Raw genomic sequence first — 20,350 nt, forward strand, 5'->3', positions numbered from 1 at the left:
AGACGCTTCGGCCGCCGCTGCGGTTGCAGGGGCCTTCACGCCGGGGTGTTCGCCTGGTTGCCGGTGCGGAAGAAGGCGACGCGGACATTCTCCACCTCGCGCGCGGTCCGGCGGATCCGCATCAGGTCCTTGCGGGCGACCAGGCCGACGAGGCGGGTCGTGCCCGGCTCGACGATCGGCAGCCGCCCGTGATCCTCGGCGGTCATGCGATCGACGAGCTGTCCCAGCGTCTCGTCGGGGTGGCCGACCACCAGCGCATTGCTGGAGATGCGGTCGAACAGCGTGCCCGCGAGCGGCTCGTCCTCCGTCCCCCAGCGCAGGATGTCGGCGCGGCTCACCATGCCGACCAGACGCCCGTCCGCCTCGACCAGCGGGTAGGATTTGTGCTGGGCCTCGGCGGCGGCGAAGAAGGCGACGGCCGCCTCCACCGGCATCTCCGCCGGCAGCGTGTCGACCTCGCGCACCATGACGTCGGCGGCGCGCATCAGCTCGAAGGGATCGACGCCATATTCACCGACGATGTGCCGGCCCCGCCGGGCGATCTTCTCGGTGAGGATGGAGCGCTTCAGCAGGAGAACGGTGACAGCATAGGCGGCGCCGGTCGCCACCAGCACCGGTACCAGCAGGCCGATATTGCCGGTCAGCTCGATGGCGAACAGCACGCCGGTCAGCGGCGCGCGCATGGTGCCGCCCATCATCGCCGCCATGCCGATCAGCGCCCAGGCGCCGGCATCGCCGGGCAGGAGCTGCCCTTCGAGCCAGCCGATGCAGCCGCCGAAGATCAACAGCGGCGCCAGGACGCCGCCCGAGGTGCCGGAGGCCAGCGCCACGATCCAGATCGCCGCCTTGACGGCGACCAGCAGCGCCACTTCCTGTCCGCCGAGCCGATTGGCCAGCAGATCGCCGATGATGTCATAGCCGACGCCGAGCGCGCGCGGTTCGATGAGGCCGCCGAGCCCGACCACGACGCCGCCGAGCATCGGCCACCACATCCAGTGGAAGGGCAGGCGGCCGAACAGGTCCTCGGTGCGGTAGAGCAACTGCGTGAGCCCGGCGGACACCAGCCCGATGACCAGCCCGGCCACGACGGCGAGCCCGGTGCTCCAGCCGGGCGCGCCGATGGTGCCGCTGAACGGAAACAGCGGCCCGGCCTCGAGGATGAGGGGACGCAGCGCCGCCGCCAGTGCCGCGGCGGTGATGACGGGAATGAGGCTGCGCGGCTTCCATTCGAACAGCAGCAGTTCCACCGCCAGCAGCACGGCGGCGACCGGCGTGCCGAAGATCGCGGTCATGCCGGCGGCGGCGCCGGCCACCAGCAGGGTCTTGCGCTCGGCGGCGGTGAGGTGGAAGCATTGCGCGAACAGCGAGCCGATGGCGCCGCCGGTCATGATGATCGGGCCTTCCGCGCCGAAGGGCCCGCCGGTGCCGATGGAGATGGCGGAGGAGAGCGGCTTGAGCACCGCCACCTTGGGCGACATGCGGCTCTGGCCGATCAGGATCGCCTCGATGGCCTCGGGAATGCCGTGGCCGCGGATGCGCTCGGAGCCGAAGCGCGCCATGAGACCGATGACGAGGCCGCCCAGTGCCGGCGTTGCCACCATCCACGGGCCGGGGGCAATGCCGGCCAGCGAAACCATGCGGGTATCGAAGGTGCCGAACCAGACCAGATTGGTCACCAGCCCGATGGCGGACAGCAGCAGCCAGGCCGCCGCGACGCCGCCGCAGCCGACGCATAGGGCCATGGCCACCAGCACGAGCACGCGCCGGTCGGTGGTGAAGTCTCCCAATCCGGGACGGCGGTCGGCGGCATGCGGAAGCGACAAGGCGGCGGCTCCATCCTGGGGCTTGCGGTGATTGGCTGCGGCGTCGCGGCCAGATATATCGTATTACGATGTAATTCAATGGACCGATATGACCGACCGACCTCACGCCGCCGATGACTCTCCTGAGTTGGAGGATCGTGACTATGTCGCGCTGGCTTCCTTCCGCCACGCGCTGCGCCATTTCCTCGCCTTCAGCGAGGAGGCCGCGCGCGCCGTCGGCATGACGCCGCAGCAGCATCAGGCGATCCTGGCCATTCGCGGCCTGTCGCCGCGCGAAGGCATGACCATCAACGATTTTGCCGAGCGGATGCTGTTGAAGCAGCACACCGCGGTGGAGCTGGTCGACCGGCTGGAAGCGGCGGGGCTGGTCCGCCGCGCGCGCGACGCGGGCGACCGGCGGCGGGCGCTGCTGACGCTCACCGACCGGGCCGGCGAGCTGTTGGAGGCGCTGTCGCGCGCGCATCTGGCGCAGATAGGTCGCGACGCGCCTCAGCTGATCGAGATCCTGCAGCGCATGAGCCGGAAGGATGGGCCGGCGCGCTCCTGACGGACCGGGGGCGGGGCGGCCACCGCGAATGCCGCCTCGCCGATCTCGTGCGGCGGAGGCCTGACGCCCCGGAACCATCCCGCCCGGCTGGCGTTCATTCCGTACAACCCCTTGAGCAAATGGTGACTATCATGAAGCGCGTTTTCGTCGCCACGATCGCTGTTGCCTTGTCGGCGGGTCTTGCCGTGCCGGTGAGTCTTGCCGTGTCGGGTCCAGCGCTCGCACAGACTGCCAATCCCGCCGCCAATCCCGATCCCGCCACCCCGGCGGTGACGACCCCGGAAGCGCCGCGCCCGGCCGAGCCGGCAAAGGGAGCGAACAGCTTTACCGAAGCACAGGCGACGTCGCGGATCGAGGCAAAAGGGTTCTCGAACGTAACCGGTCTCGCCAAGGACAAGGACGGTGTGTGGCGCGGAAAGGCCATGAGGGCCGGCGCCTCCCATGACGTCGCCCTCGACTATCAGGGCAACGTCTTTCCGAATTGAGACCATTCGACATCCATGGGAGGAAAGCATGGCTACCGTTTCTGGACTGTTCGACAACTATGACGATGCCCTGACCGCCGTGAACAAGCTCGAGGGGCTCGGCATCGACCGCGCCAATATCAGCATCGTCGCCAATAATTCCGGCGACTGGTACGGCCAGCGTGTCGATCGCCCGGACGACAGCAATGCCGGCGAGGGCGCGGCTTCCGGTGCCGGCATCGGTGCCGTCATCGGAGGTGCCGGCGGGTTGCTGGCCGGCCTTGGCGTGATGGCGATCCCCGGGATCGGTCCGGTGGTCGCCGCCGGCTGGCTGGTCGCCACCGGGGTGGGCGCCGTGGCCGGTGCCGCCGCCGGCGGTGCGGTCGGCGGGATGGTGGGCGCCATGACCTCGGAGGGCGTGCCGGAGCGCGACGCGCATCTCTATGCGGAAGGGGTGCGCCGCGGCGGCACCGTGGTGTCCGCGAAGGTCGACGAGGACCGCGTCGCGGAAGCCCAGGACATTCTCAACGACGAGGCGGCCGTCGATCTGGCGACCCGCGAGCGGGTCTATCGCGAGGAGGGCTGGTCGCGCTTCGATCCCGACGCGCCGGTCTACACCACAGAAGAAGTGATCCGCGAGCGCGAGCGCCATCGCCTGTAGCTCGATCCCGCCCGATCGGGGCCCGCCCGTCCTCCGAAGCCGGATGGCGGGCGGGTTCTGCGCCGGCCGGTGGCTACCGGAGGAATTTCCTGAACCGGCGCAGGGCGAAGAAGAACAGCACGCCGCCAATGGCGACGAGGGCCGCGAATTGCGGCCAGACCACATCGAGGCCGGCACCGCGGAACAGCACCGACTGCGCCAGCATCACGAAATGCGTGTTGGGCGCCGCCAGCATGATGTCCTGGATGATCTGCGGCATGCTCTCGCGCGGCGTGGACCCACCGGACAGCACCTGGAGCGGCAGCAGCACCAGCATCAGCAGCAGTCCGAATTGCGGCATGGTACCGGCCATGGTGGCCAGGAAGATGCCCATCGAGGTGGTGGCGAAGAGCTGCAGGGCGGTGCCGACGAGGAACAGGCTCAGCGAGCCGTTGATCGGCACCTTCAGCGCCCACTGGACGACGAAGACCAGCGAGGCGCTCGCCGCGATCAGCACCACCAGCCCCATCGACCAGATCTTGCTCAGCATGATCTCGGTCGGCGTCACCGGCATCACCAGCAGATGCTCGATGGTGCCGTGCTCGCGCTCGCGGATGAGCGCCGCCCCCGTCAGGATGATCGACAGCATGGTGATCGACGAGATGACGTTGGTGATCGAGCCGAACCAGCCCTTGCTGAGCTGCTGGTTGAAACGGGCCCGCAGTGCCAGATCGACCGGCACCGTACCGCCGCCGCGATGGCGGTTGAGGAACTCGCTCACCTCGTCGGAAACGATCGACTGGACGTAGCCGCCGCCGGAGAAGGCCTGCGACATGCGGGTGGCGTCGATGTTGAGCTGGATGGTGGGCGAGCGGCCGGCGAGGAGATCGCGCTGGAAGTTCGGCGGGATGTTGAGCGCGAAGGTGTCGAGCCCGGCATCCATCCGGCGATCCATCTCATAGGGCGAGATCAGCTTGGGCACGGAGAAATAGGGTGGATAGAACGCGGTGATGAGCCGGGTGGAGACCGGCGACTGGTCCTCGTCGACGATGGCGATCGCCGCCCGGTTCAGCGTCTCCGGCGTGGCGCTCGAGGCGGTGTAGATCGACACGGTGAAGGAATAGACGATCAGCACCAGCAGCATGGGATCGCGTGCCAGCCCGCGCAGTTCCTTGATGCCCAGCTGGAAGATGTTGGCGGCGCGCATGGGTCAGCTCGCCTGCTTCTTGAGGAGCGCGATGCCGAGCCCGAGGAGGACCGGGCCGGCGATGAGCAGCGGCAGGAAGGAGCCGGCGAGATCGGCGAAGCCCAGCCCCTTGGAGAAGGTGCCGCGGGCGATGGTCATGAAGTAGGTCGCCGGGTAGATTTGGCCAACGAAGGCGCCGGCGCCCTGCAGCGAGGTGACGGGATCGATCATGCCGGAATAGTTCACCGCGGGGATGAGGGTGAGCAATGCGGTGCCGAAGATGGCGGCGATCTGGCTGCTCATGAAGGTGGACAGCAGCAGGCCCAGCGCGGTGGCGGCAAAGACATAGAGCAGCGCCGCCAGGCTGAGGGCGAGAAGGCTGCCGGTGAACGGCACCCGGAAGATGAACACCGCGAAGGCCACCAGCATGGCGAAGTTCAGCATGGCGAGGGCGACATAGGGCAGCTGCTTGCCCACCAGGAACTCGAAGCGGGTGACTGGCGTGACGTAGAAGTTGGTGATCGAGCCGAGTTCCTTTTCCCTGACCACGCTGAGCACCGCCAGCATGGCGGGGATCATCATCAGAAGCAGGGGAAGCATGGCCGGCACGATGGCCACGAGGCTCTGGACGCCGGGATTGTAGCGGTAGCGGATCTCGATGCGAAAATCGCCGACGGTGGCGGCATCGCCATAGCGCTGGCGGGCCTTCTGCGTCAGCCAGGCGGCGTGCATGCCCTGCACATAGCCGCGCACGGTCTCCGCCCGCGAGGGCATGGCGCCGTCGATCCAGGCGCCGATCTCCACCGTCTTGTTGCCGCGCGCGACGTCGCGGGCGAAGCCCGGCGGAATCTCGATGGCGAGGCTGATCTCGCCGTCCCGCATCCGCCGGTCCATGTCGGCATAATCGGTGATCGGCGGCTTCTCGATGAAATAGCGCGAGCCGGCGATCTGCTGCACATAGTCCTGGCTCAGCGCGGTGTCGTCGCGATCCAGCACCGCGAAGGACAGGTTGTCGACGTCCATGTTGATGCCGTAGCCGACCACGAACATCAGGATGACGGTGCCGAGCAGGGCCAGCGTGGCGCGGATGGGGTCGCGGCGCAGCTCCAGCGCCTCGCGGCGCGTATAGGCGAACATGCGGCGCGGGTCGAAGCGGCGGGGCGAGGCGGCATGCGCCGCTGCGGCCGGCGGGGATGCCGGCCGGGGAGGGACGGGGCCAGCCGGGACGGGCGGTTTTTCCGGGACGGCCGGGGTTGCCGGGGCGGGCGCGCTTGTCCCTCCGGCTGCCGGCGGAGCGGTCTTCGCCCGTGCGTCGATCGCTTCCTCCAGATAGGCGATGAACGCCTCCTCGAGCGACCCCGCCCCGCGCTTCCGCACGATGGCCGCCGGCGTGTCGCTGACCAGCACCCGCCCCGCATGCATGAGGGAGATGCGGTCGCAGAGCTCGGCCTCGTTCATGAAATGGGTGGAGACGAAGATGGTCACGCTGTCCTTGCGCGACAGATCGGACAGGATCTGCCAGAAGCCGTCGCGCGCCACCGGGTCGACGCCGGATGTCGGCTCGTCGAGGATCAGGATGTCGGGCGCGTGGATCATCGCCACCGCGAGCGACAGCCGCTGGCGGATGCCGAGCGGCAGCGCATCCGGCAGGTCGTCCATGATGTCCTGCAGGTCGAACCTCGCCGCCATCTCCTCGATGCGGCCGGGAATGGTCTCCGGCGCCAGCCGGAACAGCCGCGCGTGCAGATCGAGATTCTGCCGCACGGTCAATTCCGTGTAGAGCGAGAAGGCCTGGCTCATATAGCCGACGTGTCGGCGCACCTCGATGTCGTTGGGATCCACCTCGCGCCCGAACAGCCGCGCCGTGCCCTCGCTGGCCGGCAGAAGGCCGGTCAGCATCTTCATCGTCGTGGTCTTGCCGCAGCCATTGGAGCCGAGGAAGCCGAAGATCTCCCCGCGCGGGATGCGGAAGGAGACGTCGTCGACGGCGACGAAATCGCCGAAGCGCATGGTGAGATGCTCGGCCTCGATGGCGATGTCGGCCTCGGCGGCGTCCGCGCGCGGCGGGATGACCACCTCCCGATGGCCGCGCCGCTTCTCCTCCGGCAGCAGGGCGATGAAGGCGGCGTCGAGATTGGGCGTGCCGGTGCGCGCCGTCAGCTCCGCCGGCGTGCCGGTGGCGAGGAGGCGCCCGTCCTCCATGGCGACCAGCCAGTCGAAATCCTGCGCCTCCTCCATATAGGCGGTGGCCACCATCACGCTCATGCCGGGGCGATCGCGCCTTATGGTGTCGATCAGCTGCCAGAACTGCCGGCGCGACAGGGGATCGACGCCGGTGGTCGGCTCGTCGAGGATGAGCAGGTCCGGGTCATGGATCAGGGCGCAGCACAGGCCGACCTTCTGCTTCATGCCGCCGGACAGTTTGCCGGCCGGCCGATCCGGGAACGGGTCGAGCCCGGTCGCCTTGAGCAGCCCGGCGATCCGCCGGTGCCGCTCGGCCTGATCCTGGCCGAACAGGCGGCCGAAGAAATCGATGTTCTCGAACACCGACAGCGTCGGATAGAGGTTCTTGCCCAATCCCTGCGGCATGTAGGCGATGCGCGGACAGGTCAGCCGCCGGTGCTCGGCATCCGCCATGTCGCCGCCCAGCACCTCCACGCGGCCGCTCTGCACCACATGGGCGCCGGCGATCAGCGACAGCAGGCTCGACTTGCCGACCCCGTCCGGCCCGATCAGCCCGATCATCCGGCCGGCGGGAATGTCGAGCGTCACGTCGTCGAGCGCGCGCGTCGCGCCATAGGACAGGCCGACATGCTCGAGCCGCGCCACCGGCGGCACGGCGCCCGGGCTCATTGCACGAGGTTCCTGGTCAGGCTGGCTGGCCAGGCGGCGCTGGAATCCACCCGGACATAGGCCATGCCGGGCAGGCCGGTCTTCACGTACTGGATGTATTTGCGCAGCAATTCCTGCGGGATCTTCGCCTTGACCCGGAACATCAGCTTCTGGCGTTCTTCCTCGGTCTCGACGGTCTTCGGCGTGAACTGGGCGACGTCGGCCACGAAGCTCACCGACGCCGGGATCACATGCTGCGGCGCCGCGTCGAGCACCAGGCGCACTTCCGTGCCGATCGCCACCCGCCCGGCCTCGGCGGTCGGGAGAAAGAAGGTCATGTAGACATCCTCGAGATCGACGAGGTTCAGCACCCGCCCGCCCGCCGACAGCACCTCTCCGGGCTGGGCGACGCGGTACTGGACCCGCCCGTCGCGCGGGGAGGTCAGCGTGGCATCGTCGATATCGGCCTCGATGCTCTCGATCGCCGCCCGGGCGGCATCCACCGCCGCCTCGGCGTCGATGACGGTCGCCCGCGCCGAACCTATCGCCGCTTCCGCCGCGGCGAGCTGCGCCTTGGCGGCGGCCACCGCCGCCTTCGCGCTCTGCTCGTTGGCGCGGTCGTCGTCGACCGTCTGCTGCGAGACCGAATTGGTGACGACGAGCTGCGAGGAGCGCGCCAGACGCTTCTCCGCCGCATCGAGCTCGGCCTCGCGCTGGGTGATCACCGCGGCGGCGGCGGTATGCTCCGCCTCGCGCTGCTCGACGAGGCTCCTGGCGGTATCCACCGAGATCAGGGCGCGCTTGAGCTGCGCCTCCGCCTGCCGGCGCTGGGCCTCGAGCTGAACCGTGTCCATCCGGGCCAGCACCTGGCCGGCGGTGACGAAATCGCCTTCATTGACGAGGATGTCGCGAATGCGGCCGGCCGCCTTGGTCGAGATGTCGATCTCGGTCGCCTCAATGCGGCCATTGCCGCTGGCGATGCCGGCGGGCAAACCCGCGCCGGAATAATAGCGCCACCCGTAATAGGCGCCGGCGACCAGCGCGATGCAGATGACGGCCAGGAGCCAGTTCTTCGGCAGCTTCATCTCTTCCCCAACCCGTTGCGAGGAGCGACCCGCCCCTCGATGCACTCAGCTCCGCCGACCGCCTGCTCGCGATGCCGCGCCGCCGGCCCAAACCGCCCCCTGTTCCCCTGGCAGGCTAGACAACATTCGCGCCGACGCAACGGGCTTCCAGAGAACGTGTACGGGCCGATCGCCGCGCTCGGAGGAGTGCTTCCCCCTCCGGCGCGCGGGAGGTGGCGGAGCCGGGCGCCCGGCTTGACATTCCGGTGGGGAATAGCCAGTTTCCAGCCATCATGACCGATCCTGTCCAGACTTTCTTCGCTCAGGCGTGTCCCATCGCGGGACACTGACCCCCGGCTCGGTCGCGTCGCGCCCCGGCTGAGGGGTGCCCAGGCAGCTTGCCGCCCGTTCGGCGGACCTACGCTGCATCTCGCGACAGCCGATCCATCCAAACCACCATCTTCGGAGCGCGCCGCCTGATCGCCGCTCCCCTATGAGAGGCCGCCATGGCTCCCGCACGGCGCAAGCCCGCCATCGCCATCACACGTCCCGACCACGAGACGCTGACCCGTCTCGCCGACTCCTATGCGAGCCGCAATTCCGGCCTCGCCGAGGAGCTCTATACCGAACTCGACCGCGCCCGGATCGTGGCCGCCGGGCCGGCGGGGCGGAACATCGTCCGCATCGGCTCGTCGCTGCGCTTCACGACCGATGCCGGGGAGGACCGGACCGTGACGCTCGTCCTGCCGGGGGAGGCCGACATCGCCGCCGGCAAGGTCTCGGTGATGACGCCGATCGGCATCGCGCTCATCGGCCTTTCATCCGGCCAGTCGATGGACTGGACCGCCCGGGACGGCCGCAGCCACAAGCTCACCGTGATCAGCGTGGAAGCCGGCGAGGGGGCCTAGAGCCTTTCCGGTGAACCGGAGTTCACGGAAAGGCTCCGGGTTCCTGTTCGGGCGCGTTTTCTTCGAACCGGATCCCGCTTCGCTCGAAAACGCTCCCGCGGCCCGCCCCGGGACGGGCCGGGCCCGCATCAGGGGCCCGGCGGCTCCGAAGCCGGCTGATCGTCCTCCCCCCAGCGGGGGAAGGCGTTCAGGTCCAGATCGAACAGGTCGAGCACCCGGCCGATCGTGTGCGTGACCATGTCGTCCAGCGATTGCGGGCGCGCATAGAAGGCCGGGACCGGCGGCGCGATAATGCCGCCCATCTCGGTGACCGCCAGCATGCTCTTCAGATGGCCGGCATGCAGCGGGGTCTCGCGCAGCATCAGCACCAGCCGGCGGCGCTCCTTCAGGCAGACATCCGCCGCCCGGCTGATGAGGCCGGACGTCACGCCATGGGCGATGTCGCTCATCGAGCGCACCGAGCAGGGCGCGACGATCATCCCCATGGTGCGGAACGAGCCCGAGGAGATCGGCGCGGCGATGTCGTTCGGCGAATAGACGACGTCCGCGAGGCCGCGCAGTTCTTCCGACGACATCTCGGTCTCATAGGCGCGCGTCATCTCGCCCGCCTTGGAGACGACGAGATGGCTTTCGATCCGCAGCTCCCGAAGCGCCTTCAGGAGCCGCACGCCATAGACGATGCCGGTGGCGCCGGTGATGCCGACCACCATGCGCCGGGGTGTGGTCCCCATTATCGAATTCCTTGCGTCATCATGCTCATGCCGGGTGCGAGCCGACATGCCGAGGGTCGAAGTTCGACGGGGCGGCCGGCTTCGCCTCGAAGGCGAAGGGGCGGTCCGACAGGGTGTAGCGGTACCACGGCGCGTCGTTCATGCGGCCCAGCTTGTGGCGCAGGCTGCCGAAGGCCCCGTAGATGAACCTGTAGGGCTGGCCGTGGAAATGCTTGAGGATGTCGAGCCAGGCGCGCGGCTCGGCGCCGATGAAGGCCTCCATCTCGCGGGCGATCTCCTCCTCGGTCATCGGCTTCAGATCGGCCGGCGGATCGCCGAGATCGGTGACGGCGCTCTTGATGAACTCGTCCGGGTTCCAGCCGGCGCCCATCGGCTTGGTGCAGTCCATGCCGATCTTCGAGGCGACGCCGGGCTCGGCGCATTTCGGATCGACCGTCATCGTGTTGCAGTCCTTGATGATGACGGTGTCGCGGTCGGGCATGTAGCGGAACGCCATGGCGGCGAGCACCGCCTGGTCGTCCCAGATGTCGACGTCGTCGTTGAACACCATCGCCACCTTGGGCAGGCCCTGCTTGGAGCAGGTGAGCATCAGCCCCAGCGCCTGCTTGGCATCGCCCGCGCCCAGCGGCCGGATCTTGGCATAGGCGATGTTCGACAGGCCGCCGGCCGGGCTGCGCACCTCCAGCACATCGATGCCGGCGAGGCGCAGCGCGCCGTAGAGATCGGCCTCGATGGCGGGCAGCTGCAGCATGTTGTCGGTGTACCAGGGATGCATGCCGCCAATGGTGCAGTGCTGGTAGATCGGGTTCCTGCGGTAGGTCATCGCCTTCACCTTGAGGCGATAATTGTGCTTCATCCCGCCGCCATACATGCCGGTATATTCGCCATAGGGGCCTTCGTCGAAGGTCATCCCCTCGCTCGCCATCAACTCGCATTCGAGCACCAGCTCGGCATTGGCGGGCACCATCACGTCGATGGTCTCGCACTTCACCATCCTGGCCGGCGCGCCGTAGAAGCCGCCCAGCACCTCGAAATCGTCGGTGTCGCCGGGCACGCCGACCAGCGCCGAGATCTTGTCGAGGATCGGCCCGCCAATGACCATGGCGACCTCGAGATTCTGCCCCTTCGCCGCCGCCGCCATCGCATGGATGCGCTGGCGGTGGGAGGTGCAGGTCATGTCGACCGACTTCTCGTTCTTCGAGCGGAACATGGAGCGGTAGATGCCCCAGTCATAGACGCCGGTGTCGGGATGCTTCGAGATGAACAGATTGTCGTTGGTATAGGCGTGGCCGTCGCGATCATGGTGCAGGAACAAGGGTAGACGCGTCAGGTCGACCTCGTCGCCCTTCAGGATGACCTCCTTGCACGGAGCGGTATCCACCACTTCCCATTTGCGGCGCGACTTCGCCGTCTCGACCATCTTGCGGCCGGTCTGGGTCCGGTCGCACTCCATGGCCCAGGCATACATGTCCTGGTTGGAATAGGCGTTGGCGAGGACCGAGAACTCGCAATCCTTGATCTTCTCGATCAGGACGGCCTTGGTCGGGTTGGCCTCGAGCGTCTTGGGGATCTGGTCGACGCGGATCTCGTCGGTGATGCGGACGAGAAATCCGGCGGCGTCCATGGCCTGCACGAATTCGGGAAGCGACTGCTGCGACGGCATGGGGAATGCTCCAATCCGGTTTCGGAAATGGCCGGATTCAGGAAAAGGCCGGGTCCGAGGCACCGGATTCGACGTAATCGCGCAGATGATGCACCAGCGCACCCCAGATGGTGTTGCACTTGACGAAATTGGCTTCGTCATGCGGCCAGCCGCCATGGACGACACTCAGGCGGGTGCGGCCATCCGGCGCGGAGGCGAAGGAGAACGCCGCCGTGGTGCCAACGGCGTCGCCGGGGCCGCGGGTGCAGGTCCAGAGGATTTCCTCCGGGTCGTCCTGATCGATGCGCCACGAAAATTCGGGGCGGCCGGTATATTTCAGATTCCACTGCGTCCCGAGGGCGCCGGTCCCTTCGACATGCGGAGTATTCCAGCCCCGGAGACCTTCAGCCGTACTTAGAGCCGTTCTGACTTTTTCTACGCTCGCGGAGATGAAAATCTCGTGCTTCAGTGAATGTGCCCCAGCCATTTGGGTCCTCCCTCGATGTGGTAAGATAGTGGTACGAATAACGTGCACAAGGCAAGCAACCCGGCCGTGTCGCGAACCGCGCGCCGCCGGGCCGAATCCTGGCCGGCACGGGGTTCGCCACCCTTCGGATCGTCGGGGACGGGATGGCGCACGCTCTAGGCCTCGCGGTCGATGCGCGGCGCGGCGGGGCCGGCCAGGATCGCGCTGCCGATGACGATGGCCGCGAGGGCGACGACGGCGCCCAGCCCGGCCTCCAGCAGCCGCTCCATCAGCAAGGGCGACCAGGGAAGGTTGCGTCCGAGATTGCTCATGCCGATCGCCAGCGGCGTGATGAAGAGCAGGGCCACCGCATAGTTGCGGGCCATGAAGAGCTCCGCGATCGCCTGGCACAGGGCGATGATCAGTATGAGCGCGAGGGGGCCGGGCTCGCGGGCGAACAGCACCGCGCCGATGCAGACGCCGCCGAAGGTGCCCAGCAGCAGGTAGACCGCCCGGCGCAGCGCGTCGGCCGGGGTGAGGGCGGGCATCAGCGCGGCGACGGCGATGGGCGCCCAGAACGGATGGCCGATGTCGAACGCCCGCGCCAGCGACCAGGCGCCGGTCACCGCCAGCGCCGCGATGGTGATGACGATCACATGGCGGGTTCTGTCGAGCGAGGCCGAGCCGGCCTGCGCCCGGCTGCGCACGCCGCGCGCCACGGCCGCCGGGTCCATCCAGCCGGACGGTTCCAGCGCGGTCAGCAGGATGGAGAAGGCGGCTCCGCCCACGCCGGCAGCGATGCCGGGCAGCAGCTCTTCCGCGGTCAGCGGAATGCCGGCGATGACCAGCAGGACCAGGATGAAGAAGATCTCGCCGCGCGGCACCCAGCCCATGACGGTTCCGAGCGTGCCCGCTCCCACGACCACCGCTGCGAGCATGATCGACAGCAGCCATTCCGGCCCCTGGGCCGCCGAATAGATCGCCGCCGCGGCGAGGGTGACGACGAGCGCGGCGCCCGCCGCCGCCTGCGTCTCGACCCGGCGCTGGACGGTCTCGCTATGGCCATAGAGCGAGGTCAGGGCGCCGAAGGCTGCATAGACGGCAAAGTGAATATGACCCGACAGATACATGGCCAGGATCGGCACGCCGACGGAGGCGCCCACGCGCAGCGCGGCCCGCACATCCTGTGTCTTTACCTTGAAAGGAAAGCTGCGCATTAATCACGCACCTGCGAGCGGCGAGAACGGTGGATCATGCCTTATAAAGACCTGCGAGCTTTCCTTTCGACATTAAAGGAGGCCGGCGAACTCGTCGATATTACTCGGCCTATTGCGTTGCAGTATGACGTCGCCAAAGCTCTCGCCAAGACCAGCGCCGCCGACGGCCCGGCGCTGCTGTTCAAGGATACCGGCACCGCGTTTCCGCTGGTCGGCGGCGTTTACGGCAATCGCCGGCGCGCCCTGATTGCCTTCGAAGCCACCGACGAGACCATTCACGAACGAGTGACCAGGGCGATCGACAATCCCGTCGCCCCCGTCGATCTCGTGGGGCCCGCTCCCTGCCAGGAGATCGTGCTGACCGGGGTCGACATCGACCTCACCAAGCTTCCGGTGCCGACTTACAGTCCGAAGGACGGCGGCCCCTACATCACCGCCGGCATCGTGGTGTCCGAGGATCCCGACACCGGAATCCCGGACATCGGCAATTATCGTTTCCAGCTCCACGATGCGACGACGCTGGGAGTGTTCTCCGCCAGCAATCACCGTTTCGGGAAGAACATGGCGAAGGCCATCCAGCGGAAGGTGCCGCTGCACGGGGCGATCGTCATCGGCGTCGACCCGATGACGATGTTCGCCTGCCAGGTCCAGTCCGGCGACAGGTCGAACGACTGGTTCGTCGCCGGCGGATTGCGCGGCGCGCCGGTCGAACTGGTGCAGGCGACGACCAGCACGCTCAAGGTGCCGGCGCATGCGGAATTCATCATCGAGTTCGTGGTCGACACCGACGATCAGCGTGTGGAAGGCCCGCTGGGCGAATATACCGGCTACTATACGCCCGCCTCGATGAAGCCCACCGCCAAGGTGACGGCGATCACCCATCGCCGGGACGCGATCTTCCAGGGGCTGCTGACCGGCAAGCCGATCACCGAGAACCACGTCCTGAAGCAGATCCCGTTCGAAGCCTCGATGCTGCGCCAGCTTCAAGCGCAGTTCCCCAGCATTTCCGACATGTCGATCACCAGCTCGGGCGGCGTCCAGACCTATATCGTGATCGCCATGACGCCCCGCTACGAGGGCGAGGCCCGGCATGCGATCCTGGCGACCATGGCGTCGAATCTCCATCCGAAATGGGTGGTGGTGGTCGACCCGGACATCGACATCCGCAAGTCGTCGGAAGTGGAATGGGCGATGTCGTTCCGGGTGAAGCCGCGCGAGGACGTGTTCGTGGTCGATCGCACGGCGACGGCGCCGCTGGATCCCTACACGGATGGCGGCTACTCATCCACCGTCGGGATCGACGCCACGCGGCCGTTCGGCGTCGAGTTCCCCGATGTATCGGAAGTGCCGGACTGGCGGACATTCGACCTGCCCGAGATCGACAAGGGCTGATCCATGTCGCCTGATCGTGGATGTGTGCGGAAGACTAGGGGATGAAGACGATGAAGATGAGGTCGTGGGGTTTGCCGGTCGCCCGGGGTGTTGCCGCCGTCGCGCTGCTGGCGTCCGGCGCGGGCGCGGCGTCCGCGCAGAACTGGGAGGCCTGCGTCGAGGCCATTGCCAAGACGCAGCAGGAATTGAAGAGCGTGCTGCCGCCGTCGAGCAAGCCACGCTCGCAGCAACAGTCCATCGCCGCGCAGGATTCCCACGATCCCACCCCCGGCGACCTGGCCGCCGCAGGGCTGGAGGAGCCGGCTTCCGGCCCCGCGGGTGCCCTGAACGAGGCCATGAACCTGCAGGCGGCGGGCGACGAGGCAGGCTGCATGAAGGCGGTGGCCAAGGCCCGTTCGCTGGCCGGGCTGAAATAGCGGTCTCTTCCTGGGGACTCTGGATCGGGCGCGTCGGCGCGTCCGATCTTCCCGGGAGGCCGAGCGTCGCCGTCCGGGAGCGCGAGCAGGGAGGTGCGGCATGGAGCGATTCACGGGCGGCTGCCTGTGCGGCAATGTCCGGCTGGTGGCATCGGGGAGGCCGTATCGGGTCGGCCTGTGCCATTGCCTCGATTGCCGCAAGCATCACGGGGCGCTTTTCCATGCCTCGGCGATATTCCCGCAGGACGCGGTGACGATCGAGGGCGACACGCGCGACTATGCCGGGCGCTTTTTCTGCCCCCGTTGCGGCTCGTCGGTCTTCGGGCGCAGCGCGGACGAGATCGAGGTGAATCTGGGGGCGCTCGATGCGCCCGACCAGTTGCAGCCGACCTACGAGCTCTGGACCCTGCGCCGCGAATCCTGGCTGCCGCCCTTTCCGCTGGCGAGACGCTACGAGCGCGACCGCGACTCCGCCGGCCGCTTCGAGGAATAGGCGTACCGTGCGTCGGTAGATCCGCGGCCGGCCGGGGGCAGCCCCCGGCCGGCCGGGTTCCTCAGGGGGCCGGGCTGCCGTGCAGCTGATGCGCCGCGTCGATCCGCGCCTCGATCTCCGGGGTGATCGCGACATCGAGCGAGCCGAGATCGGAACGCAGCTGGTCGAGGCTGGTGGCGCCGATGATGTTCGAAGTCACGAAATGCCGGCTGGTGACATAGGCGATGGCGAGCTGCGCCGGATCGAGGCCGACATCGCGGGCGATGGCGAGATAGGCGTCGATGGCGGCCTCGGTGCCCGGCTTCTGGTAGCGCTGGCCGCGCTCGAATAGCGTGGTGCGCGCGCCCGGCGGACGGGCGCCGCGCTGATATTTGCCGGTAAGGAAGCCCTGGGCCAGCGGCGAATAGGCGAGCAGCCCGACCTGCTCGCGGGCGTGGAACTCGGCGAGGCCGACCTCATAGGTGCGGTTCAGCAGGTTGTAGGCATTCTGCACGCTGGCGACGCGCGGCCGGCCGGTGGTCTCGGCGAGGTGCAGGAAGCGCGACAGGCCCCAGGCGGTTTCGTTGGACAGCCCGATATGGCGGACCTTGCCGGCCTTCACCAGCGCGTCCAGCGCATCGAGCGTTTCCTCGATGGACACTTCGGTGCCGTCGCCGCCGCGCGCCGGCGAGTGGCTGCCGCCGCCGAACAGCGGCAGCGGCCGGTTGGGCCAGTGCAACTGGTAGAGATCGACATAGTCGGTCTGCAGCCGGGCGAGCGAATTGTCGATGGCCTCGTTGATGTTCCTGGCGTCGAGCCGGGGCAGCGAGCCGTCGCGGCGCAGATAGGGACGGTCGGAAGGCCCGGAGACCTTGGTTGCCAGGACGATCCCGTCGCGTCCGCCGCGTGATTTCAGCCAGCTGCCGATGATGCGCTCGGTGGAGCCCTGCGTCTCCGCGCGGGGCGGGACGGAGTAGTTCTCGGCGGTGTCGATGAAGTTGATGCCGCGATCGCGTGCGTAGTCGAGCTGCGCGTGGCCTTCGGCCTCGGTGTTCTGCTGGCCCCAGGTCATGGAGCCGAGCGCGATGGAGGAGACGCGAAGGTCGGTACGTCCGAGCGGACGGTAGTCCAGCATAGGGAGATCCTTGGGGTCTTTGCGGAGATGGCCGGCACGGCGGACACGCGGGCACGGTGCCGCCGCGAAGGCGACACCGTGCCGGGCCGGGCGTGGGGGACGGCTGAGCGGACGTCAGAAGAAACCGAGCGAGGGCAGGCGGGTGCCGGCGATCTCATAGCCACCGATGGCCTGTGCCTTGTAGCTCGCCGGGTTGTGCGAGGAGAGGGTGCGGGCGTTGCGCCAGTGACGGTCGAGGTTCTTGCGCCGGGTCGCCGCCGAGGCGCCGCCGACATCGAACAGCGCGTTGGCGGAACGCAGCGCCAGCTCGTCGACGATCACCTTGGCCTTGGCGGCGGTGAGGGCGGCCTCATGGGCGAGGTCGTCGAGCCCCAGGCCGCCGAGCCGGGCCTGCGCCACCTTGTCCAGCGCATCGGCGGCGGCGAGCACCACCAGCTCGGCGGCGAAGGCGTCGCTGGCGATGCGCCCGATGGTCTGCAGCAGCAGCGGGTCGTCGACCGTCCGGTCGGCGGCGGCAAAGTAGAAGGTGCGGCTGCGGCTCTTGAGCAGCGCCTTGGCGTCGCGCAGCACGGCACGGATGATGCCGGCATTGACCGCGGTGACGAAGATCTGGGCGATGGTCGAGGTATAGGGCAGCAGGAAGCTCGGATTCTCCTTGTCGAAGATGACCTCGCCGGCTTCCACGCGGACATTGTGGAAATTGGTGGTGCCGGTGCCGGTGACGCGCTGGCCGATGCCGTCCCAATCGTCGACCCGCTCGATGCCTTCCCGGCTGGTGGGAATGACGATGGACACCGGCCGGCTGCCGGCCGCAGTGGCGCGCACCAGCAGCCATTCGGCATAGAGCGTGCCGGTGCTGTAATATTTCGTCCCGTTCAGCCGGTAGCCGTCGCCATCCTCGACGAGGGCGGTGTTGAAATCGGAGGCGCCGCCGGTCTGCTTGCGGTCGAGCTCGGTGCTGGCGAGGCCGAACACCGCCCCGTTCAGCACGGCGTCGCGCCAGACCTTGCGGCGCGGGTCGTCGCTGCCGATCAGGAAGCGTTCCACGAAGGTGAAGTGGTTGCGGTAGATGTGGGCGACATTGGTGTCGGCCTCGCCGAGGCGGACCGCGAGGCCGATGACGTCGCGCAGCGTGCCGCTGCCGCCGCCTTCCTCCGCCGGCAGGCGCAGCGCGCCGAGACGGGCGCGGCCCAGCAGCTCCACCACGTCATGGGGATGGATCCGCTCCTGGTCACGCCGGGAAGCGTCGGCGGCGATCAGCTCGAAGAGCTTCTCGAGCTCGGGGGAGCCCGGACGGACCGGAGCCGGATTGCCGGAGGCGGCGGATACTGTCTGGTTCATGGGAAGCCTCGGTCGTTGCCATGGACGCACGCGCTGGCGTCGGAGCGGTGGGAAGAGACGTCGCGCACAGGCGGTCGGGAATGGCCGTCTCGGCGCCGGATGGGCGCAATGATAAAAATATAATGTCTATAGAAAATATGTACAGAAGCATTTACGCCGGGCTGGGGATGATCGGCGATGCCGGCGGCGCGCGGTCTCAATGGCCATGCCCTCCGACATCGCCGGCGGCGAAGGGCTGCGTCGCGACCGTGGCCGCCGCCTGGTCCCAGCTTGCAAGACCCGGGGCGGCGGTCTCCGGCGCGGCAGCGATGCCGCCGCCCGGAAGACGGCGCAGGCGCAGCCAGCCATTGGCATCGACGAGCAGGTCGGCGCCGTCGAGCCCTTCCTCGTCGAGGCCGCTCGCGGCCGCATAGGCCGTCCAGACGTCGGGCAGCGAGACGAGGCAGGAAGTTTCCGCCGACGGCGGCGGCCCCTCGGTGCGGGAGACGACGACGATGACGTAGTCGAGGCCGGCGGGAAGCGGCGGCAGCCGGCCGGGCGCGGCGCCGGCTCGAAAGGCGATATGGACGGGCCGTCCTCGCAGGGCGTCGAGATCGAGCCGGCGTTCGCCGCAGCGCAACGGCATGTCGGGGGCGAGGACAGGGAAGGGCCAGGCGCCGGCCTCGGCGACCGCGGTGCCGGCGGCGCGGGCACGGAAATAATCGATCAGCTGCCAGCGCTGACGGGGCTCGAGCTCCGCGATGGTGCCATAGGCGAAGGGGCTGTGGCCGATGCGATCGAACACCTCGGCCAGCCACCAGTAGAGATCGCCGTCCCCGCGCTGCCAGAGCCCGTAGGGGGTGAGGTCGGTGGGGTCGTCCTTCGGGCGGAAGCACGCGTCGGTGCAGTGGCGCTTCACGAGATCGAGCCCGCGCGCGATGGAGGAGGCGGTGTAGCCGGTCTGCGAATGCTGGTAGCTGGTCGGGTGGGCGGGCATGGCGAGCAGCCGCAGATTGGGCAGCGGCAGCAGCCAGAGCGTTGCCACGGCCAGCGCCGGGCCGAGAAGGCGGGTGCGCCGCCAGAGCAGCGAGGCGATGCCGGCGAGCAGCACGGCGGCGAAGGCGGCGATGCGCCAGACATGCCGGCCGATATAGGGATCGTCGAGGCGGGAGAGATCCGGCCGCTCGGCGAAGGGCCAGAGCGGGACCTCGTGCACCGCCGGCGGCGAGGTGGCCAGCGCCACCGCGACGGCGACGACCGCGAGGCCGACAAGCGTTTCGATGGCGATGCTGACGACCAGCGCCCGTCGCCCGTTGCGCGAACCGATGCGCGGCGTCAGGAGGAGGCGGTTGAGCGCCGCGATCGCCAGCAGCAGCGTGAGGCCGCCGATCTTGGCGAGGGCCAGCCCGCCATAGCGCGTGCCGAACCAGCCGCCGAGATCGCCGATCAACTCCCGGGATTGCAGCACCGCCGAGCCGGCCAGCACCAGGATCGCGCCGCCGCCGACAAGGGAGAAGCGTCGCAGCAGGCGGGCGGCGAGGGGAATGGGCAGGGCTCGCAGCGCCAGTCCCAGCGGTGCCAGCCCGCCGAGCCAGGCGCCGGCGGCGAGGACATGCAGGGCGACGGCGGCGGGCAGCAGGGCGCCATCGGCCGCTGCGGCATGGCCGAGCCGGGCTTGCAGGGCAAGGCCGATGCCGGCGAGGAGCGTCGCCACGGCGAGGCGGCGACGGGATTCGAGCCGGCCCGCCATCGCCACGGCGGCGAGCAGCAGGGCGCTGCGCGCCGCAAGGCCGGTCCCGAAATGAGTGGAGGTCGCGACCAGCCCGCTCTGCGCGACAAGATCGGCAAAGGTGGCGGCGCCGGTTATCGCCACGGCCTGCAGCGGCAACCACAGCGCGGCACCGGCGAGGCTGGCGGCGAGGCTTGCCCGCAGCAGCCGCACCAGCTGTCGTCGCAGGGCAGGCCCCGCGGCGCCGGGCGGCACGACGACGAGCGCACCGACCAGGGTGCCGAAGAGGCTGAGCGCGGCGGCGAGCTCGAGCCCGCGCGCAAGGGGCAGCAGCATCGCGCTGCCGGGATCAGGCACGCGCCACTC

Annotated in this window: 18 protein-coding genes; 7 read left to right on the forward strand and 11 right to left on the reverse strand. The window is 68.6% G+C overall.

The annotated features are described in order from the left end of the window. Nucleotides 1–35: 35 nt before the first annotated feature. Nucleotides 36–1,823, reverse strand: coding sequence for a chloride channel protein (locus KHC19_RS17110; RefSeq protein WP_246549059.1), 1,788 nt, complete (start codon nt 1,821–1,823; stop codon nt 36–38). A gap of 88 nt (nt 1,824–1,911) precedes the next feature. Between KHC19_RS17110 and KHC19_RS17115 the strand changes: the two genes are divergently transcribed. From KHC19_RS17115 to KHC19_RS17125, 3 genes are all read left to right on the forward strand, one after another. Then, nucleotides 1,912–2,370 carry a MarR family winged helix-turn-helix transcriptional regulator gene (locus tag KHC19_RS17115; RefSeq protein ID WP_213353623.1) on the forward strand — a complete coding sequence of 153 codons (459 nt, stop codon included), beginning with the start codon at nt 1,912–1,914 and terminating at the stop codon, nt 2,368–2,370. A gap of 131 nt (nt 2,371–2,501) precedes the next feature. Next, nucleotides 2,502–2,855, forward strand: coding sequence for a PepSY domain-containing protein (locus tag KHC19_RS17120; RefSeq protein ID WP_213353625.1), 354 nt, complete (start codon nt 2,502–2,504; stop codon nt 2,853–2,855). Nucleotides 2,856–2,883: 28 nt separating this feature from the next. Continuing rightward, entirely contained in the window at nt 2,884–3,495 is a 612-nt protein-coding gene (locus KHC19_RS17125; RefSeq protein ID WP_213353627.1) for a hypothetical protein, read from the forward strand. A gap of 73 nt (nt 3,496–3,568) precedes the next feature. Here KHC19_RS17125 and KHC19_RS17130 read toward each other — a convergent pair whose 3' ends face one another. The 3 genes from KHC19_RS17130 to KHC19_RS17140 are packed head-to-tail and all read right to left on the reverse strand — an operon-like array spanning nt 3,569 to nt 8,577. Beyond that, nucleotides 3,569–4,681, reverse strand: coding sequence for an ABC transporter permease (locus KHC19_RS17130; RefSeq protein WP_213353634.1), 1,113 nt, complete (start codon nt 4,679–4,681; stop codon nt 3,569–3,571). A 3-nt stretch (nt 4,682–4,684) separates the two neighbouring features. Continuing rightward, nucleotides 4,685–7,513 (reverse strand): ribosome-associated ATPase/putative transporter RbbA, encoded by a 2,829-nt coding sequence (rbbA, locus tag KHC19_RS17135; RefSeq protein WP_213353636.1) that lies wholly within the window; start codon nt 7,511–7,513, stop codon nt 4,685–4,687. Then, entirely contained in the window at nt 7,510–8,577 is a 1,068-nt protein-coding gene (locus KHC19_RS17140) for an HlyD family secretion protein (protein WP_213353638.1), read from the reverse strand. Before KHC19_RS17140 ends, rbbA begins: the two co-directional genes overlap by 4 nt. Nucleotides 8,578–9,062: 485 nt before the next feature. On the opposite strand from KHC19_RS17140, the gene rnk reads away from it, so the two are divergent. Then, on the forward strand, nt 9,063–9,464 hold the full coding sequence (rnk, locus tag KHC19_RS17145; RefSeq protein ID WP_213353640.1) for a nucleoside diphosphate kinase regulator: 402 nt from the start codon (nt 9,063–9,065) through the stop codon (nt 9,462–9,464). 128 nt (nt 9,465–9,592) lie between these two features. On the opposite strand, the gene KHC19_RS17150 is transcribed toward rnk, so the two are convergent. From KHC19_RS17150 to KHC19_RS17165, 4 genes are all read right to left on the reverse strand, one after another. Continuing rightward, nucleotides 9,593–10,198, reverse strand: a complete 606-nt coding sequence (locus tag KHC19_RS17150; RefSeq protein WP_378297129.1) for a UbiX family flavin prenyltransferase — start codon at nt 10,196–10,198, stop codon at nt 9,593–9,595. Between the two features lie 22 nt (nt 10,199–10,220). Next, nucleotides 10,221–11,858 carry a UbiD family decarboxylase gene (locus KHC19_RS17155; RefSeq protein WP_213353644.1) on the reverse strand — a complete coding sequence of 546 codons (1,638 nt, stop codon included), beginning with the start codon at nt 11,856–11,858 and terminating at the stop codon, nt 10,221–10,223. 37 nt (nt 11,859–11,895) lie between these two features. Next, nucleotides 11,896–12,324, reverse strand: a complete 429-nt coding sequence (locus tag KHC19_RS17160; RefSeq protein ID WP_213353646.1) for an SRPBCC family protein — start codon at nt 12,322–12,324, stop codon at nt 11,896–11,898. Between the two features lie 155 nt (nt 12,325–12,479). Further along, nucleotides 12,480–13,520 (reverse strand): FUSC family protein, encoded by a 1,041-nt coding sequence (locus KHC19_RS17165; protein ID WP_213353647.1) that lies wholly within the window; start codon nt 13,518–13,520, stop codon nt 12,480–12,482. 36 nt (nt 13,521–13,556) lie between these two features. On the opposite strand from KHC19_RS17165, the gene KHC19_RS17170 reads away from it, so the two are divergent. The 3 genes from KHC19_RS17170 to KHC19_RS17180 all read left to right on the forward strand — a co-directional run bounded on the left by KHC19_RS17170 (nt 13,557) and on the right by KHC19_RS17180 (nt 15,821). Continuing rightward, nucleotides 13,557–14,912 (forward strand): UbiD family decarboxylase, encoded by a 1,356-nt coding sequence (locus KHC19_RS17170; RefSeq protein WP_213353649.1) that lies wholly within the window; start codon nt 13,557–13,559, stop codon nt 14,910–14,912. 41 nt (nt 14,913–14,953) lie between these two features. Next, the gene (locus KHC19_RS17175) at nt 14,954–15,328 is read left to right on the forward strand and encodes a hypothetical protein (RefSeq protein WP_246549060.1); all 375 of its coding nucleotides are present in this window, start codon (nt 14,954–14,956) and stop codon (nt 15,326–15,328) included. A gap of 100 nt (nt 15,329–15,428) precedes the next feature. Beyond that, nucleotides 15,429–15,821 carry a GFA family protein gene (locus KHC19_RS17180; protein WP_213353651.1) on the forward strand — a complete coding sequence of 131 codons (393 nt, stop codon included), beginning with the start codon at nt 15,429–15,431 and terminating at the stop codon, nt 15,819–15,821. Nucleotides 15,822–15,882: 61 nt separating this feature from the next. Here the strand turns inward: KHC19_RS17180 and KHC19_RS17185 are convergent, their stop codons facing one another. From KHC19_RS17185 to KHC19_RS17195, 3 genes are all read right to left on the reverse strand, one after another. Then, entirely contained in the window at nt 15,883–16,932 is a 1,050-nt protein-coding gene (locus KHC19_RS17185; RefSeq protein WP_213354213.1) for an aldo/keto reductase, read from the reverse strand. A gap of 117 nt (nt 16,933–17,049) precedes the next feature. Next, the gene (locus KHC19_RS17190; protein ID WP_213353653.1) at nt 17,050–18,276 is read right to left on the reverse strand and encodes an acyl-CoA dehydrogenase family protein; all 1,227 of its coding nucleotides are present in this window, start codon (nt 18,274–18,276) and stop codon (nt 17,050–17,052) included. 196 nt (nt 18,277–18,472) lie between these two features. Further along, the gene (locus KHC19_RS17195) at nt 18,473–20,341 is read right to left on the reverse strand and encodes a CopD family protein (RefSeq protein ID WP_213353656.1); all 1,869 of its coding nucleotides are present in this window, start codon (nt 20,339–20,341) and stop codon (nt 18,473–18,475) included. Between the last annotated feature and the right edge of the window lie 9 nt (nt 20,342–20,350).

This window comes from Ancylobacter oerskovii (assembly GCF_018390555.1).
Classification (GTDB): domain Bacteria; phylum Pseudomonadota; class Alphaproteobacteria; order Rhizobiales; family Xanthobacteraceae; genus Ancylobacter; species Ancylobacter oerskovii.

Bases quoted from the DNA above. Each gene is read 5' to 3' on its own strand.
- rbbA (WP_213353636.1), bottom strand. From the start codon at position 7,513: ATGAGCCCGGGCGCCGTGCCGCCGGTGGCGCGGCTCGAGCATGTCGGC.
- KHC19_RS17140 (WP_213353638.1), bottom strand. From the start codon at position 8,577: ATGAAGCTGCCGAAGAACTGGCTCCTGGCCGTCATCTGCATCGCGCTG.
- KHC19_RS17120 (WP_213353625.1), top strand. From the start codon at position 2,502: ATGAAGCGCGTTTTCGTCGCCACGATCGCTGTTGCCTTGTCGGCGGGT.
- KHC19_RS17155 (WP_213353644.1), bottom strand. From the start codon at position 11,858: ATGCCGTCGCAGCAGTCGCTTCCCGAATTCGTGCAGGCCATGGACGCC.
- KHC19_RS17190 (WP_213353653.1), bottom strand. From the start codon at position 18,276: ATGAACCAGACAGTATCCGCCGCCTCCGGCAATCCGGCTCCGGTCCGT.
- KHC19_RS17160 (WP_213353646.1), bottom strand. From the start codon at position 12,324: ATGGCTGGGGCACATTCACTGAAGCACGAGATTTTCATCTCCGCGAGC.
- KHC19_RS17180 (WP_213353651.1), top strand. From the start codon at position 15,429: ATGGAGCGATTCACGGGCGGCTGCCTGTGCGGCAATGTCCGGCTGGTG.
- KHC19_RS17175 (WP_246549060.1), top strand. From the start codon at position 14,954: ATGAAGACGATGAAGATGAGGTCGTGGGGTTTGCCGGTCGCCCGGGGT.
- rnk (WP_213353640.1), top strand. From the start codon at position 9,063: ATGGCTCCCGCACGGCGCAAGCCCGCCATCGCCATCACACGTCCCGAC.
- KHC19_RS17115 (WP_213353623.1), top strand. From the start codon at position 1,912: ATGACCGACCGACCTCACGCCGCCGATGACTCTCCTGAGTTGGAGGAT.
- KHC19_RS17165 (WP_213353647.1), bottom strand. From the start codon at position 13,520: ATGCGCAGCTTTCCTTTCAAGGTAAAGACACAGGATGTGCGGGCCGCG.
- KHC19_RS17130 (WP_213353634.1), bottom strand. From the start codon at position 4,681: ATGCGCGCCGCCAACATCTTCCAGCTGGGCATCAAGGAACTGCGCGGG.
- KHC19_RS17170 (WP_213353649.1), top strand. From the start codon at position 13,557: ATGCCTTATAAAGACCTGCGAGCTTTCCTTTCGACATTAAAGGAGGCC.
- KHC19_RS17125 (WP_213353627.1), top strand. From the start codon at position 2,884: ATGGCTACCGTTTCTGGACTGTTCGACAACTATGACGATGCCCTGACC.